At 46.2% G+C, this 16,398-nt stretch carries 12 protein-coding genes; 3 read left to right on the forward strand and 9 right to left on the reverse strand.

Going from position 1 to position 16,398, the window contains the following annotated elements; genetic code table 11:
• Positions 1-18: 18 nt before the first annotated feature.
• Both BMX05_RS07290 and BMX05_RS07295 read left to right on the forward strand, forming a co-directional pair.
• Positions 19-3,627: an Hsp70 family protein gene (locus BMX05_RS07290; protein WP_093309474.1), complete on the forward strand. Its 3,609-nt coding sequence runs from the start codon at positions 19-21 to the stop codon at positions 3,625-3,627.
• Between the two features lie 126 nt (positions 3,628-3,753).
• Positions 3,754-6,480, forward strand: a complete 2,727-nt coding sequence (locus BMX05_RS07295; RefSeq protein ID WP_093309476.1) for a hypothetical protein — start codon at positions 3,754-3,756, stop codon at positions 6,478-6,480.
• A 348-nt stretch (positions 6,481-6,828) separates the two neighbouring features.
• Here BMX05_RS07295 and yidD read toward each other — a convergent pair whose 3' ends face one another.
• The 7 genes from yidD to BMX05_RS07330 all read right to left on the reverse strand — a co-directional run bounded on the left by yidD (position 6,829) and on the right by BMX05_RS07330 (position 12,135).
• A complete protein-coding gene (gene yidD / locus BMX05_RS07300; RefSeq protein ID WP_093309478.1) occupies positions 6,829-7,107 on the reverse strand; it encodes a membrane protein insertion efficiency factor YidD in 279 nt (92 codons plus the stop codon).
• Positions 7,079-7,522 (reverse strand): phosphoribosyl-AMP cyclohydrolase, encoded by a 444-nt coding sequence (gene hisI / locus BMX05_RS07305; RefSeq protein ID WP_093309480.1) that lies wholly within the window; start codon positions 7,520-7,522, stop codon positions 7,079-7,081. The genes yidD and hisI overlap by 29 nt, the downstream gene beginning before the upstream one ends.
• A complete protein-coding gene (locus BMX05_RS07310; protein ID WP_093309481.1) occupies positions 7,515-8,384 on the reverse strand; it encodes a metal ABC transporter permease in 870 nt (289 codons plus the stop codon). The genes hisI and BMX05_RS07310 overlap by 8 nt, the downstream gene beginning before the upstream one ends.
• Positions 8,385-8,399: 15 nt before the next feature.
• Positions 8,400-9,158: a metal ABC transporter ATP-binding protein gene (locus BMX05_RS07315; protein ID WP_093309483.1), complete on the reverse strand. Its 759-nt coding sequence runs from the start codon at positions 9,156-9,158 to the stop codon at positions 8,400-8,402.
• A gap of 85 nt (positions 9,159-9,243) precedes the next feature.
• Entirely contained in the window at positions 9,244-10,215 is a 972-nt protein-coding gene (locus tag BMX05_RS07320; protein WP_093309485.1) for a metal ABC transporter solute-binding protein, Zn/Mn family, read from the reverse strand.
• Between the two features lie 56 nt (positions 10,216-10,271).
• Positions 10,272-11,606, reverse strand: a complete 1,335-nt coding sequence (locus BMX05_RS07325; RefSeq protein ID WP_093309488.1) for a dihydroorotase — start codon at positions 11,604-11,606, stop codon at positions 10,272-10,274.
• A gap of 58 nt (positions 11,607-11,664) precedes the next feature.
• On the reverse strand, positions 11,665-12,135 hold the full coding sequence (locus BMX05_RS07330) for a transcriptional repressor (protein WP_093309490.1): 471 nt from the start codon (positions 12,133-12,135) through the stop codon (positions 11,665-11,667).
• 114 nt (positions 12,136-12,249) lie between these two features.
• Between BMX05_RS07330 and BMX05_RS07335 the strand changes: the two genes are divergently transcribed.
• Positions 12,250-12,633, forward strand: coding sequence for a rhodanese-like domain-containing protein (locus BMX05_RS07335; RefSeq protein WP_093309492.1), 384 nt, complete (start codon positions 12,250-12,252; stop codon positions 12,631-12,633).
• A 42-nt stretch (positions 12,634-12,675) separates the two neighbouring features.
• Here BMX05_RS07335 and BMX05_RS07340 read toward each other — a convergent pair whose 3' ends face one another.
• Both BMX05_RS07340 and BMX05_RS07345 read right to left on the reverse strand, forming a co-directional pair.
• Entirely contained in the window at positions 12,676-14,358 is a 1,683-nt protein-coding gene (locus BMX05_RS07340; RefSeq protein ID WP_093309494.1) for a PP2C family protein-serine/threonine phosphatase, read from the reverse strand.
• A gap of 29 nt (positions 14,359-14,387) precedes the next feature.
• Positions 14,388-16,343: an ATP-binding cassette domain-containing protein gene (locus BMX05_RS07345; RefSeq protein ID WP_093309496.1), complete on the reverse strand. Its 1,956-nt coding sequence runs from the start codon at positions 16,341-16,343 to the stop codon at positions 14,388-14,390.
• Between the last annotated feature and the right edge of the window lie 55 nt (positions 16,344-16,398).

The following is a 16,398-nucleotide window of genomic DNA, read 5'->3' on the forward strand; positions in this document are numbered from 1 at the left end:
TATGGAGGGAAGCAACCCATGTCCGAGCTTTTACAGCAAGAAATTCAGCACTTACAACAACAAATCCGTATAGGCAAGCAGGCGGCCCCTCAGTGTTTACAAGCTTTTGTGGATGAAGCCGCCTTAACCCAAAGTTTAACCGCAGAACTTAACCCCCTATGGGCGGCTTATCAGCCGGTATTGGCTTCCTTAAGTGCCTCCTTAAAAGACCCCTTTTATTGGCTGGTGCTGGGGGAAGACGCCTACTTATACGAGCGCCAGCACCAAAGGCTATGGTGTTTACCTACAGGTGTGGGTGATTTTTCCTTATTTAAGATAAGTGCCGGCAAATCATTGCCAATAGAAAAGCGGTGCTGGCAGGGCCAAGCTTGGAAGTTACCCAGTGTAGAGGCCTTGGTTAGCTTTGCACAAACGCCAGAAAACCCAATGCGCCGGGACAGCACACGCTTATTTGGTCAATGGAGCTGGCTAACGGCAGCAGGGCACCTTGATCTTGATGACCGCCAGCCTAGCCCGACGGATGGTTATAAGGGCTATTTTTTGGGGGTAATCCGCATCACTTGGGATGCGCTATTAAGGCTAAGCCAGCAACAAGGGGGATGCCTAATTGCCAATACCCCAGATTTAACCCGCCAATTGCACACACACTATGATCTATCTGACAGCATCATTGATACAGCGGCTTTTGTACAGGGATTAAAGCAAGCTCCATGCGCATTGGCCCAGGTACAAGCTAGTGCGGCCTTCCGTGCTTTAGATGCTTGGTATCATAAAATCCCTGTGCGGGTGGCACACCAGATAGGGGCGCAAATTGGTCGCCAAGTCCAGCAGCAGGTCCGGCGTTTACCTGCAAGCTTACAGCCTTTGCTGCATCCTAAAAGCTTAGTCACCACCCTGATGGCGGAAGTGGTACCTGTGATTAAAGCGCGCCATGTCCAGCTGGCACAGGCCCCGCAACAAGCATTTTATTGGCTAGTACAAGCTGAGGAAGTGTTTTTATTAGAAGCCCGTACCCATTGGGTATGGCAAATCCCTAAGGATTTGGAGGATCTGGATACAAAGGCCGCCCAAACCCGCCTCAGCCAAGATACAGGTGTGGAAGCCCACCAGCGCTGGCAATTACCCAGCGCGGACGAGCTGCACACTTTTGCACAAACGCCAAATAACCCGATGCGCCAGGGCAGCAATGCACGCTTATTTAATCGATACCACTGGCTAACAACCGCAGGGTGGATAAATCTTGATAATGCGTTTACAGACCCTACAAAAGATGGAAAAGGCGCCTGCCTCGGGGTCATCAAGGCCTATGGCCAGCATACTTGGGCCGATTTGCTCGCGCTTTGTGCTGATAAGGGGTGGCGTTTAGTGGCCGCCAGCCCAGTTTCCACCGAAACTCAAGAGGCCCTGCACGGCGGGGATACCCCTAACTTGGCGCAACTTCAGCAAAGTTTACAGGATTTGCCTAATAATGCAGATTTACCGGATTTACCGGATTTTGATCAGCAAATCCCTGCGCGGGTGCGGGCGTTAGTGATGCAAAGCTTGACGCATCTGGATGCTGAGATTAGCCCTTTACCCCCATTAACAGTGCAGCAAATGCAAGATCTGGGGTTATGGGAATTGTGGGGCTTACCCGCGGAAACATTAGAAGATCTCGCAGCCCAAGCGCGTAACCCCGCCTTAGATGTGCGGGCGTGCCCGGTGGCGATTGATTTTGGGACCAGTAGCACTGTGGTGGGGTATTTGGAGCAGGGGCGTAAAAAGCTGATTCGGATTGGGGTGAAGGATTTTACCAGCCCAGTTGAACAGATTCATTTTGAAAACCCCACCATTTTAGAATTTGTGGATATCGCCACAAGTATGCAAGCCTGGCAAAGTACCCCTTATCGTCCACGGATACCCTGGGGCGCGATGCGATGTTCGCACGAGGCCTTAGCCAGTTTACGCGATAATGAAGGGGATACGCGGATTACGGCCAGTATCTTGGCCAAGATGAAGCAATGGGCTTTGCGTGATACCCAGGATACTAGCATTCGCCTCTGTGATCAGGTACAAGGGCAAGCCTTTACCTTAGCCCCGCTCACCTTAAGGAACCCAACCAAAGGCCAAGCCTTGCAGGTGGATTCAGAGTATCCTTTAGATCCGATTGAGTTATATGCCTACTTTTTGGGCTTAAGCATCAACTGGCGTCAGCGCGGGATTTTTCTGCAATATTACATGACCTTTCCGGTGGCTTATCCGCAGGCAGTGAAAGATAAAATCTTGTCTTCTTTCCGTCGTGGCTTGCAAAGGAGTTTGCCGCAAACTTTGCTTAATTCGCCACAGTTTGATGATTTTAGCGTGGAAGAGCGCGCGTCTGAACCTGCGGCTTTTGCAGCAACGGCCTTGCCCTATTTTGGGATTCAACCCACAGCGGCAGGCCAAGCCTATGGGGTGTTTGATTTTGGCGGTGGGACAGCGGATTTTGATTTTGGTGTATACCGAGAGCCAAACGCCGAAGAAGAAGACCAAGGCTATGAGGAAGTGCTAGAACATTTTGGCGCTGCGGGGGATAAGTTCCTCGGTGGTGAAAACTTGTTAGAGCATTTGGCATATGAGACGTTTAAAGCCAATTTAGACCTTTGCCGCAGCAAATCCCTAGCTTTTACGCAACCTCTGGATGGGGAGGATTTCCCCGGTAGTGAGCTGTTATTAGAGCAAACCCAAGCCGCTGCTACCAATACCCAAGTTTTAATGGGACGTTTGCGCGCTTTCTGGGAGAAAAACGAGCATAACAGCCAAGGGATTGAAAAGGTTAAATTACTTGATCGCCAAGGGCAGGAAGTCAACTGCGAACTCAGTCTCCCTTATGAGGACTTAGAGGCATTTTTGCAGCAGCGCTTATTACAGGGAGTGAAAAACTTTTTTACCGCGTTACATAAAGCCTTTACTGAAGCGGATTTGATGCCGGAAAAAGTCCATCTTTTCCTGGCTGGGAATGCCAGCTTATCACCAAGATTGCAGAGATTATTTGCATGGATCGCACCCACCGCTGAGGGGGCTCAAGGAGAAGAAACCGACGAAACAGCATTAGCCCTTGCCAAAGCCGGCAGTGAGGAGGTGCAAGCTTGGGTACATCAGATATTTGGCAAGTCTGTGCCTGAATTTGTGCTCTTCCAACCCATTACAGAAAACCCTCAAGATCCTTATCAAGCGACGACTAAAACAGGGGTGGCTTTGGGGTTATTGGACTTGTGCCCCGGTTCACCTATGGCGATTGTCAATCGCGCTGCTTTAACCAGCCAAGGGGAGGCACCTTTTAATTTTTATGTGGGAGCTATTCGCCGCCGTCAATTCCAGCCTGCGCTAAAACGCCACGCACCTTATGGTGTCTGGCAGGAAGCCGGCCCAGTCCGTGAAAATACCTTTACCTTGGTAAGCTCTCAATCCCCTGCTGCCAATACAGGTTTGCTCGCACAGGATGATCCTACCTTAATTCATCAGCGTTTAACTTTCGTCCATGCCCAAGGGCATAAGGTGTTTGTGCGTCCATTAACCCCTTATCAAATTGAGCTTTGTACTGGGGTTCATCGTGAAGCTGTCGAAGCGGGAGAAATCAGTAATCAACAAAAGATTACTTTGGGTTAGTTCCCTCTCTTTTACACAGATTGGCAATATAAACGCGAGGCCCTCCCCTGTGAAGGGGAGGCTTGCCAGTTAATGACAGAAAAAACCTTGGCGGCCATATTTTAACCCTATGGAAGGAAGCAACCCATGTCCGAGCTTTTACAGCAAGAAATTCAGCACTTACAACAACAAATCCGTATCAGCAAGCAAGCGGCCCCTCAGTGTTTACAAGCTTTTGTGGATGAAGCCGCCTTAACCCAAAGTTTAACCGCAGCCCTATGGGCGGCTTGTCAGCCGGTATTGGCTTCCTTAAATGCCCCCTTTTATTGGCTGGTGCTGGGGGAAGACGCCTACTTATACGAGCGCCAGCACCAAAGGCTATGGTGTTTACCTATAAGTGTGGGTGATTTTTCCTTATTTAAGATAAGTGACGGCAAATCATTGCTAATAGAAAAGCCGTGTTGGCAGGGCCAAGCCTGGCAGTTACCCAGTGTAGAGGCCTTGGTTAGCTTTGCACAAACGCCAGAAAACCCAATGCGCCAGGGCAAGAATGCACGCTTATTTCATCGATACGACTGGCTAACGGTAGCAGGGGAAATTGATCTTGATGACAGCCAGCCTAGCCCGAGGGATAGTGATGATGATTATGGCTATTGCTTGGGAATGATAAGAATCACTTGGGATGCGCTATTAAGGCTAAGCCAGCAACAAGGGGGACGCCTGATTGCCAATACCCCAGATTTAACCCGCCAGTTGCACACACACTATCGTCCATCTAGCAACACCCCCAATGTAGCGGCTTTTGTACAGGGATTAAGGCAAGCTCCATGTGCATTGGTCCAGGCACAAGCTAGTGTGGCCTTCCGTGCTCTGGATGCAAGGAGCAGCCCTTTACCTGAGTTAGAGCCTGCTGATTTAACAGATCCTACAAAAGGTTTATGGGAGCTTTGGGGAACGTCCGCCGAGGAATTAGCTGCTTTAGGAGTGCGTGCACGCAATCCAACACAAGATGTGCAGGCTTGGCCAGTTGCGATTGACTTTGGGACGAGTAGCACTGTGGTGGCCTATCGCGAAGGGGGTAAAAAACGTTTACTGCGTGTTGGAGTCAAGGATTTTTATAGTCCAGTTCAGGCTGAGCATTTCGAAAATCCGACCTTGCTAGAAATTGTGGATTGGCAAGCCTTGTGTACGCCTTGGCAACAAGTGGCTTATCGTCCGCCGGTGCGTTGGGGAGATGTACGCGCCTCGCATGAGGCACTTGCAAGTTTACGTGATAACGAAAACGAAGTGGGGGTTGTGGCCAGTATTTTGACCAGGTTAAAACACTGGGCTTTGCATCAAAGCGATCAAAATCTTGTTATTTTGCAAGATCGTGCACGTCAGCAAGAGATTATCTTGCCTAAATTAACCTTGCGCAATCCAGTAAAAGGCCAAGCTTTAAGCGTAAGCGAACAGGACCCTTTTGATCCCATTGAGTTATACGCTTACTTTTTGGGCTTAAGCATCAACTGGCGTCAGCGTGGGATTTTTCTGCAATATTATATGACCTTTCCGGTGGCTTATCCGCAGGTGGTGAAAGATAACATTTTGGCGTCTTTCCGCCGTGGTTTACAAAGGAGTTTGCCTGCTTCTTTGGTAAATCAACCCGCTTTTGATACCTTTTGTGTGCAAGAACGTGCGTCTGAACCGGCAGCCTTTGCCGTCGCTGCTTTGCCTTTCCATGGAATCGAGCCCACCCTAGAGGGCGTCAGTTATGCGGTCTTTGATTTTGGCGGGGGAACAACGGATTTTGATTTTGGTGTATACCGGGAGCCAACGCCAGAAGAGGAAGACCAAGGCTATGAATTTGTTTTCGAGCATTTTGGTGCAGCGGGGGATAAGTTTCTTGGTGGTGAAAATCTATTAGAGCATTTGGCGTATTTGGTTTTCAAGGAGAATGAAGCCAGCCTGCGCCAAGAACAAATTGTGATCACTTGTCCTTTGGATGCAGAACCTTTTTTGGGTGCGGAAATGTTGATTGCATCTACGCAAACGGCACGAACCAATACCCAAGTATTAATAGGGCGTTTACGTGCTTTTTGGGAAGAAGGAAAGCAAAGCCAGCAAGGACTTGTGAAAGTAAAATTAGTAAAGCGTACAGGGGAATCCAAGCATCTAGAATTGGCTGTAGATTATGAAAAATTAGAAGCTTATTTGCAAAAACGCCTGTACGAGGGTGCTGAGAAGTTTTTGCTTGCGATGCAACAAGCTTGGTTAGATCAAGCGCATGAGCCCGAAAAAGTGCATGTGTTGCTCGCAGGTAATGCAAGCCGTTCGCGCTATTTGCTACCAGCATTTGCGCGTGCGCAAGAAAATTATCCAGCACTGCCAGAATTAATACTGCATGGTCCTATTACAACACAAGAAACCCAGCCGGATCAGGTCACCACGAAAACAGGAGTCGCTTTGGGGTTATTGGATTTGTGTCCTGGCGCTCGTACCTTGGTGATTAATCATGCTTGTATACAAGCTGGTGGGGAAGCGCCCTTCCCTTATTATGTTGGGCGTATTAAGCGCAGATATTTTCAGCCTGTATTAAAACCGAATACGCCTTACCAACAATGGCAAGAAATTGGGATTGTGATCGATGATCATTTTGAGCTTGTGTATTCACGCTCACCCTTGGCGAACACGGGCCACTTGCCGCAAGATGCTAATGAACTGCATTTTCTACCGCTGAATTTTTATCAAGCAGATCGTCAGCGTGTCTTTGCGCGTGCATTAACGCCGGACACCTTGGAAGTATGTAGCGCACTCAACCGAGAAGCTATCGAAGAAGATCACGCGCAAGCAAGAGCCCTTGCCAATTTGCAGCGCCTTACCTTACACAAATAATATACTTGGCTGTGAATCGGGGATGTTTTTTAAGCATCCCGAAAAGTACCCACTGAAAGCAAAGCTATAAGTGAGAAAGGCTTGGTTTGGTGGCTTATCAGGCAAGTCTTTCGCCTTCCCCTTAGCCAAGAAGGGGATTTGTAGATTTTAAAAGTTTCTTCCCCTTAGTACGTGCAAAAACATACCTTTCACTTATTCTTTTTTTAATAGCAATTAAAGAAAGTTAAAAGAGGGGGGATAGGATAGCTGGATGCAGGTTTTTTAGACGCACTATTTAATTTACGTAAAATGTATTACGTAATAGATGGCAAATTAAAAAACCGCCTAGGCTTAAGGCGGTACAAGACTTTAAGGTTGTTGAGAAATATCGACACAGCAAGATTTTTTAGGTACCGGATCATAACCACCAGGGCTCCAAGGATGACAACGTAAAATACGTTTGATTCCTAAATATAACCCTTTGATCGCACCTTGTTCCTGTAAGGCTTCTAGCATATACGCTGAACAGCTTGGTTCAAAACGGCAATGACTCGCCATCATAGGACTAATGGCATAGCGATAAAATTTCACCAGTAGCGAAAGCAAAAAAACAAAGGCGTTATTTATGGCCGTATAAAGTTTTTGCATCAATTAAAACCTCGCCTTGCGTATGAATGTGCTGGTGTTGCGTATCAACTTGATGAAAAAAGCAATGTCTACGTCCTGTATGACAAGCAGGCCCGATTTGATCCACTTGCAATAAAAGCGCATCACCATCACAATCAATGGCCATACTCATTAAAGTTTGCATTTGCCCTGAGGTTTCACCTTTACGCCATAGTTGCTGGCGCGAACGTGACCAGTAGCACACACGCCCTTCTGCTAACGTTGCTTGAATCGCGGCTAAGTTCATCCAAGCTAACATTAAAACTTCACCCGTATCATGCTGTTGAGCAATCGCTGCAATTAAACCTTCTTGATTAAAATTCAGCTTGGGTAAGGTTTCTGCTAAATCCAAAGGTTGTTGTTGATATTCTTGTGCTTTCCAGAAAGTTTTACTCATGGGAATTGATTTCTTGCTCAGGCGCCCGTGCGGAAGAAACTCCCGACCAGCGTGGTTTTAAGTAATTGATAAAAGAAGAGACCAGATACACAATCCCTGCCAGCACGACCATACTTGCGCCAGCGGGAAGATCGTATTCATAGGATACCACTAATCCGCCACTGGTGAAGAGCATCCCTAATAAACTTGCCCCCAACATCATATGTACCAAACGCCCTGCATATTGAGAAGCAATTGCCGCTGGCAGAGTCAGCAAAGCAATGACTAAAATGAGGCCAACCACTTGGATTAGTAAAACAACCGTGACTGCAACCATGCACAAAAGTAGCATATAGAAAAAAGCGACTGAAATACCACGTAAATGAGCGAATTCTTCATCTAGGCATAAGGCTTGGAAGATGGGATAAAAAATAATGACAAGCAATAATATGATGACATCAGCAACTGCCATCCATATAAGCTGCTGTTCAGTCACCATTAAAATATTACCAAAAAGATAACTCATCAAATCCACGTTATAGCCTGGCGTTTGACTAATAAACAGCACGCCCGTTGCCATACCTAAAGCAAATAAAGCACCTGTTAAAGTATCTTCTTGATGTTTGTATTTTAGACTGACCCATCCAATCAGTAAGGCAGCCAAAATGGCGCTAATCAGTGCGCCAGATAAGGGATTTACACCAAGATAATAAGCGAATCCCATGCCACCAAGAACCGTATGTGCAATACTGCCTGCCAGATAGCCAATACGCTTTACAACGACATAAGACCCCATGACGCCACATCCTAAGCTCGCTAGCCAGCCAGCCAATAAGGCGTATAGTAAAAAATTTTGTTGCCCTAAAGCATCAAAAAAAGCCATGACAAGGATATCCTTTTATGCCGAATTTTGTGGAAGATAATCTAAAGGCTGACCATACATATGACTAATAAGCTCAGGGGTAATTTGCGTATTTTCATGACAATGTAGTGTACGATTTACACAAGCGACTCGGGTTGCATAATCATGAATTAAGCGCACATTATGACAAATCACTAAGATACAAATCTCTTGATTAATCTGTTGTAAATAATCAAATAATTCACGCTCCATATGTGCATCTATACTAGCAGTTGGCTCATCCAATAAGAGCAACTTTGGCTGAGTGACTAAGGCGCGTGCAAGTAAAACCCTTTGTAATTGACCACCTGATAAATTTTGAATGGAACGCTCTGCTAGATGGGCAATGTCTGTTTGTTGCATGACCTCTTTTGCTAACATAAGATCTCGTTCAGAATAACGTCGCCACCAACGTTTGGGCGAACACCAAGCACGCCAACCTTGTAATGCTTGTAAACGTCCCATGAGGACTACTTCTTGTACGCTAATCGGCAAACTCCGTGGAAAATGCATACTTTGCGGCATATAACCTATCTGGGTATTTTGTGGTGCTGGTTGACCATAGAGATGAATTTGCCCTGCTTGTTGAGGCAACAACCCTAAAATAAGTTTAAACAGGGTACTTTTGCCGCCACCGTTTGGGCCGACAAGGGCGATAAATTCATTTTGTTGTACCTGTAAATTCACCTGGTGCAGTACGGGAGGGCTTTTAGGGGTATAGCGATAGGTTAAATTGCGAATATCAAGCGCAAGCACTTGTTTGCCTCCTGTTGATATCAAAGACAAAACAGCCTAGCGTCTTGCTAGGCTGCTTAAGGGAGATTATGAATGGATCTTTGGTTTATTCATGGCGTGTTGCTAATGCTCTCGCAATCGCTTGCGATGCATCACGCATCATTTGCATATAATCACTGGCTAAAGGATCTAGAGTGACCACTTCGGCTTGTAGTTCTTTGGCAATACGTTGCGCCAAGTGTTGGCTAAATTGTTGTTGTACAAAAATCACTTTAATATTTTCTGCCTTGGCGGCTTCAATAATATCAGCGAGTTGGCGTGCGCTGGGTTCTTTGCCCTCAAACTCAATCGGCCACTGTTTTAACTGATAACGATCAGCAAAATAGCCCCAAGCGGGATGAAATACCATAAAAGCTTGGCCTTGGTAGGCTTGCAAACTTTGTGCAATTTCTTGATCTAATTGCTGTAACTCTTCGATAAAAGCTTGAGCCTGCTGCTGATATTTTTGTTGATTTTCAGGGTCTTGTGCTGATAATGCTTGTGCAATCGTTTTGACTTGCTGTTGCACACCTACCGGATCAGTCCAGATATGTGGGTCTTGACCTGTGTGTGCTTCTTCTGCATGCTTTTGGTCATGGTCATGGTCATGGTCATGGTCATGGTCATGGTCATGGTCATGGTCATGGTCGTCTTCTTCGTGATGATTATGCGCTTCTAAGGTTCTGAGTGTTAAACCTTCACGTGTATCCACAATGCGCATTTCTGGGAAATTCGCCGCCAGCTTTGGCAACCATACGGTCTCAAAAGGGACTCCCACACTAAAATAAATTTGTGCTTTGGCAACTTCTGCCATTTGTTTCGGCGTGGGTTCATAGGTTGCGGGGCTGTGACCTGGTTGCACCATCACATGAATGTTTGCCTCTTCCCCCATCACCTCTTGGACAAAGTATTTTTGTGGCAAGACACTGACCATTACCTGAGGCATTGCTAAGGCGTGCCCTGCCCAAACACTGGCACTCATACTCAAAGCAAGGGTTAGAGGTTTTAAAGCATTAGGAGCAGATAAAGCAAATTTCACGTGGTTTTTCCTTTTTTAAGAAAAGTTGTAAATAGGTATTACCTGCTCCCAACAAACTAACGCAGAAACTGCAAACGCTGGCCTTGAGCAGGGGCTAATCCTTGGGTTTGGCTCCAAGCAAGCTGGCCATTGACCCAAGTGGCTTCAATACGCGATTGAAATGTTTGCCCAGCAAAGGGGGTCCATGCACATTTATAGTGGCAATTTTCGTGGGTAATCGGGCTGTTTGCGTTCAAATCGACTAATACAAGATCAGCAAAATAACCCTCACGAAGATAACCACGCGCCTGTACCTGAAAACGCTCTGCTACGGCGTGTGAAGTTTTTTGTACGATTTTTTCTAAACTGAGGCGTCCAGCATGATAATGTTCAAATAGACTTGGTAAAGCATGTTCCACCAGTGGTAAACCCGAAGGCGCTTTGAAATAAGTATGTTGCTTTTCTTCCCAAGTATGAGGCGCATGATCTGTTGCAATCACATCAATCCGATCTTCGACTACAGCTTGCAGCAAAGCCGCTTGATCCGCAGCGGTTTTAATCGAAGGATTACATTTAATTAAGGCGCCTAGAGTGGCGTAATCTTCTTCATTAAAGAAAAGATGATGCACGCAGGCCTCGGCAGTAATTTGCTTATTGGCGATTGGGCCAGCTGTAAATAAGGCTAACTCGCGTGCGGTTGTAAGGTGCAATACATGGAGTTGTGTCCCTTGCTTACGTGCTAAATCGACTGCAAAAGACGAAGATTTCCAGCAAGCCTCTTCCGAACGAATCTTGGCATGGTATGCCATAGGTACATCTTCGCCGTATTTCGCTCGATATTCAGCTTCTAATGCATGAATACTCGGAGTATCTTCACAATGAGTTACCACCAAAGTAGGTGCATGTGCAAAGATTTCCTCTAATACTCTGGGATCATCTACTAGCATATTCCCAGTCGAGGCGCCCATAAATACCTTGATACCACAAGCCGTTTTTGGATCTAGACTTTTAATTTGCTCTAGATTGTCATTACTAGCACCTAGATAAAACGCATAGTTAGCATGGGCACGGCCTTGGGCACGCTGATATTTATCTTCCAAAGCTTGCGCATTAATCGTTAAGGGATTGACGTTGGGCATTTCCATAAAAGAGGTAATACCACCACGGACGGCAGCCGCTGATTCTGTTGCCATATCTCCCTTATGAGTCAAACCCGGCTCACGAAAGTGTACCTGATCGTCAATCATGCCAGGGAGCAAGTAACGGCCTTGAGCATCTAGAGTTTGTTTGCAGGCTGCTTGACTTAAATCTGGCGCTATTGCAGCGATACGCTCCCCTTGAATGGCCACATCTAATACTTGAATGCATCCTTCATTCACAACCTGTGCCTGACTAATCACCATATCATACATGATATTACCCTCAGATGTTTTTATGTTATAACATAACAAAAATATCGCCAACTTAAATTTAATCAGCGGATGTTTCCTGTGCGCAAGTGGCACAAATACCTTGCAGCTCTATCGTATGCCGCTTCAGTGTAAAATCGATACTCGCAGCAATTTGATATAATTTAGCCTCTACTGCCGCTGCAGGTAGTTCAGTGACCTGTCCACAGCATTCGCAAATTAATAGTTGATAACCATGTGCATGCTCAGGATCGCAACAAGCCACATAGGCATTCAAAGATTCAATACGATGGATCAGCCCTTGTGCTAATAAAAAGTCAAGGGCACGGTAGATTGTTGGTGGGCGAGCAGAAGCATTTTCTTGGGTGAGTTTATCTAAAATATCATAAGCTTTGGCGCCACAAGGGGCATCAATGATTAACTCAAGTACCCGTTTGCGTGTTGGTGTCAAACGTGCACCTTGTTGTTTGCATAAAGCTTCGGCACGTTGCAACCAGGCTAAACGTGTTTGTAAGTTCGTATTACCAACCATAAAAGATCCATTTCAATACCCCAGCATCAGGGGAATAAAACATAAGATTTGGCTAAATTAAAAGCATCTGCTACATTGGAGGCCTTCTTAGTCTATAAAGCAATGAGGTACTTTATGAGTCATAAGGTTGCAACTGATTTTGTGGCTGAGGCCAAGGCCCACATTCGTGAAGTGACGCCCACCGCAGGTGCGGCCTTGCTAGACCAAGGCGCCATCGCTTTAGATGTGCGCGAGCCACAAGAATTTATGCAAGGTCATTTACCAAAAGCCGTGATGCTACCGCGTGGTGTATTAGAGTTCCGAGTGTTAGACCATCCTCAATTACAAGATAAAGCACAGAAAATTCTAGTCTATTGCCAAGCTGGTGGACGTGGTGTGTTAGCCACACGCACCTTACAAGATATGGGCTTTACTCAAGTGGTCAATCTTGCAGGTGGTTTTAGTGCTTGGCAAGAAGCACAACAAAGAATCGAAAAGGACCCCGCTGCTTGGGCATAAAAACGCATTGGATAAGACTCACTTTTGTGAGTCTTATTAATTTTATGTAGAAGTTAGCTCATAAACCGCTTGCATACGTCGTCCCTGATCTTGTAAATGCACTCGGGACGCATGGCGTTTTAGTCTGATCAGCGCTTCTTCTTGGATATCAAGTCGATCCGCACAGCCACCTTCGCAGGCAACTTCAAGAATTAAACGCTTACCCTCATTTAACCAAACTTTCAAATCAACTCGCCCATTTTGCAAATCGGCTAAACCTTGCTCACGGGCTTCATAATAAAGCGCTAGCCCCTCTTCATCGTGTTTTTGTTGATAGTCCAAGCCAAGTAACCCTTGTTCTAAGGCTAGGTTATACAACTCGCGCATAATGAGAAATAAATCATGGCGTACTTGTGGATAAGGCAAGAGGGTATCTAGCATGGTCATCACTTGCGGGACAGGATCAATCGATGCCAAAGTGTCCCCCTCACCACGGAAAGTCCACAATAAAGCAGCAGGTTTGGCCAAAGGTGCAATTTCTTGCGCATGGCGTTCTGCTAAAGGCGTGCCGGATTTAAGTTCTAATAAAGAAATATCATCGATCAGAGCAACACCTTGACTCCAGTCCGTCAAAGTATCCATCAGAGGGACAAGTAAGGAGGTCTGGCTTTCCTGTTGCGCACGCTCTGCCAACCAAGTTAATAAGCGTTGGCGACCGAAAATTTGTCCTTTCGCATTTTCACATTCACGGACACCATCACTGGTAAACAGTAAACGCTCGCCTGGGTTGAGATGAATTTGCTCAAAATGATAGCTTAAGTCGGTTTGACTCATGCCTAAAGGCAGGTTCCGCGATGGAAAGCCACGTACGCCTTCTGCACCCAGTAGCCAAACTTCTTCCATGCCGGCATTCCAGAATTGTACACTCTGGCCATCAGGCTCAATGATAATCAAAGAAGCCTTCATATAAATCTGTGCAGGCAGCAAATCACACATTAACTGATTTAAAGCTTTTAATAGACGTCTTGCTTCATACCCTTGCTCGACTAAACCACGAAAACGTGCCAACACAGGCAAGGTTCCCAAAGCAGCACTCACACCTTGGCCGGATAAATCACCATGCAAAACAAATAATTGCCCTGATGGATGTCGGTGCGCCAAGATAAGATCACTACAAAAACTTTCGGCAGCCTGTAAATGGACTTTCAGCGTTTCCGGATGGGAGTGACTTTCATCACCGGCTAAAATCACATGATTAAATAGCTGTTCAGCCATATCTAGCTCACGCATACGCTCTTTATGCAGTTTGCGCATGGATTCATGCATGGCTCGGATACGCATCATCACCAGCATTTTTGCCTTGAGACGTCCAAAACTAATGGGCTTAGTGAGATAATCATCCGCACCTGCCTCAATCGCGCGCATTAAGGCATCGGCTTCGCTGAAAGCAGTGAGCACAATAATGCCGGCAAACTCATCACCTGCGAGGGCTTTAATACGACGCGTGGCCTCATAACCATCCATATTTGGCATGGCCAGATCCATAAAGATCATATCCGGCATCGTATGCTGACAATACTCCACCGCTTGTAGACCATCGCTGGCTTCATCGACTTGGTAGCCTTCTTTTAACAAGAAAGTGCGTAATACCATACGGTTAGCACTGTCATCATCCACAACCAGCACACGCGGCATGGATAAAGACTCGACCTCTTCAAATTCCTGAATGCTCTCCAGATCTGGCATAAGGTAACCTCGTGATTAGCTGGACCTGCTTAGGCGCCTGTACTTAAGGCCTCAAGTTCTAACCAGCGTTCTAGCTTAGTATCCAATTCATTTTGTAAATCTGTTAGTGCTTGTAACTCAGCGTTTACTTGATCACTCGGCTGCTGATAAAACTCAGGCTGGTTGATTGTTTGCTGTGCTTGTTCAAGCGCAGTTTCTAAGGCATGAATCTGTTCTGGCAGGGTTTCTAATTCCCTTTGTTGTTTGTAGCTGAGCTTCACTTTTGGCTTGTTTTTTGATGCTTTACTTGGCGAGCCCCCTGTATCTGTATTTGCTGGCTTCTCAGGCGTTGCCTTGGTTGCACTGGATGTTTGATCGGCTGCATAGGGATGTGCTTGTGGTTCTGTTAAATGACCACCACTGATTTCGGCCCAATCGCTATAACCGCCGACATATTCTAAAATGCCGCCGTGTCCATCAAAGACGAGCGTTGAAGTCACCACATTATCGACAAAGGTTCGATCATGGCTCACCAACAAGACACTGCCTTGGAAGTTAATTAATAACTCCTCAAGTAGCTCTAGGGTATCAATATCTAAATCATTGGTTGGCTCATCCAGCACTAATAGATTTGCTGGTTGCGCAAAGAGTTTGGCCAATAGCAAACGATTTGATTCACCGCCGGATAAGGCTTTGACAGGAGTATGAACACGCTCTGGTGAAAATAGAAAATCCCCTAAATAACTAATGACGTGTTTTTCTTTTCCTTGCACGTTAATACTGGTGCGTCCTTGGGCCAGATTATCAAGAACACTTTTTTCTGGCTCGAGCTGATCACGCAACTGGTCAAAATAAGCCACTTCGAGTTTGGTTCCCAAGCGGACTTGGCCTTGATTCGGTGTCAGCTCGCCTAAGATAATCTTCAGTAAAGTGGTTTTGCCTACACCATTTGGGCCAATCAAGGCGACACGATCACCACGCACTAATGTCAGATCTAAATTCTGAATCACAGGTGCCCCTTGGGCTTGATAAGCATGGGTCACTTGCGTCAGCTCAGCGACTAGCTTGCCTGATGAAGCGGCTTTTTCAAGCTGTAAACGGGCTTGGCCTTGACGCTCTCGTCTTGCTTGGCGTTGCTCTCGCAATGCATATAAAGCACGCACACGCCCTTCATTACGGGTACGTCTGGCTTTAATTCCTTGGCGAATCCAAGCCTCTTCTTGGGCAAGCTTCTTATCAAAGACTGCATTTTGCCGTGCTTCAACTTCTAGTTGGTGGGCTTTATGGGTAAGAAAATCTTGGTAGCTTCCCTCCCAAAGTGTTAGGTGACCTCGATCTAGCTCAATAATCCGTGTGGCCAAAGCTTGCATAAAGGTTCGGTCGTGGGTGATAAATAAAATCGCCCCTTTAAATTCCAGTAGCTGCTTTTCTAACCAAGCAATAGTGGCAATATCTAGGTGGTTGGTTGGCTCATCTAATAACAAAATATCAGGATCAACCACCAAAGCACGTGCAAGTGCAACACGTCGCCGCCAGCCGCCGGATAAAGCGGACATAGGCGTATCTGCAGGTAATCCCAGTTTACTAATCAGGGTGTCTACCTTTTGGCCTAAAGCCCAGCCGTCACGTGCTTCTAACTCATGCTGCAAATGTTCTAGACGCTTGAGGTCAGCTTCTGTGTGAATGGCCATCACTTGATGATGATAATCTTGTAATAACTGGCCAACTTCAGGAATACCTGCCGCAATCACATCATACACGCTTTGCTGATCTGCATGCGGCAGGTGTTGTGTCAGCTCACCAATACGTAAGCTAGGATGGCGCCACAATTGACCGCTATCTAATATAAGCTCGCCACTCATTACTTTCAGCAAGCTTGATTTGCCAGCGCCATTACGCCCGATCAAACCAATACGCTCTCCTTTTTCAATCACTAAATCCACATTGTCTAGGAGAGGGTGTAAACCAAAAGCAAGATGTGCTTTTTCTAATCGCACTAAGGTCATATCATGCCTGTTGTTGGCTAATTACAAGGTCAATAAAATGCAAAGAATCAATAAA

It is taken from the genome of Allopseudospirillum japonicum, assembly GCF_900108915.1.
GTDB classification, from domain to species: domain Bacteria; phylum Pseudomonadota; class Gammaproteobacteria; order Pseudomonadales; family Halomonadaceae; genus Pseudospirillum; species Pseudospirillum japonicum.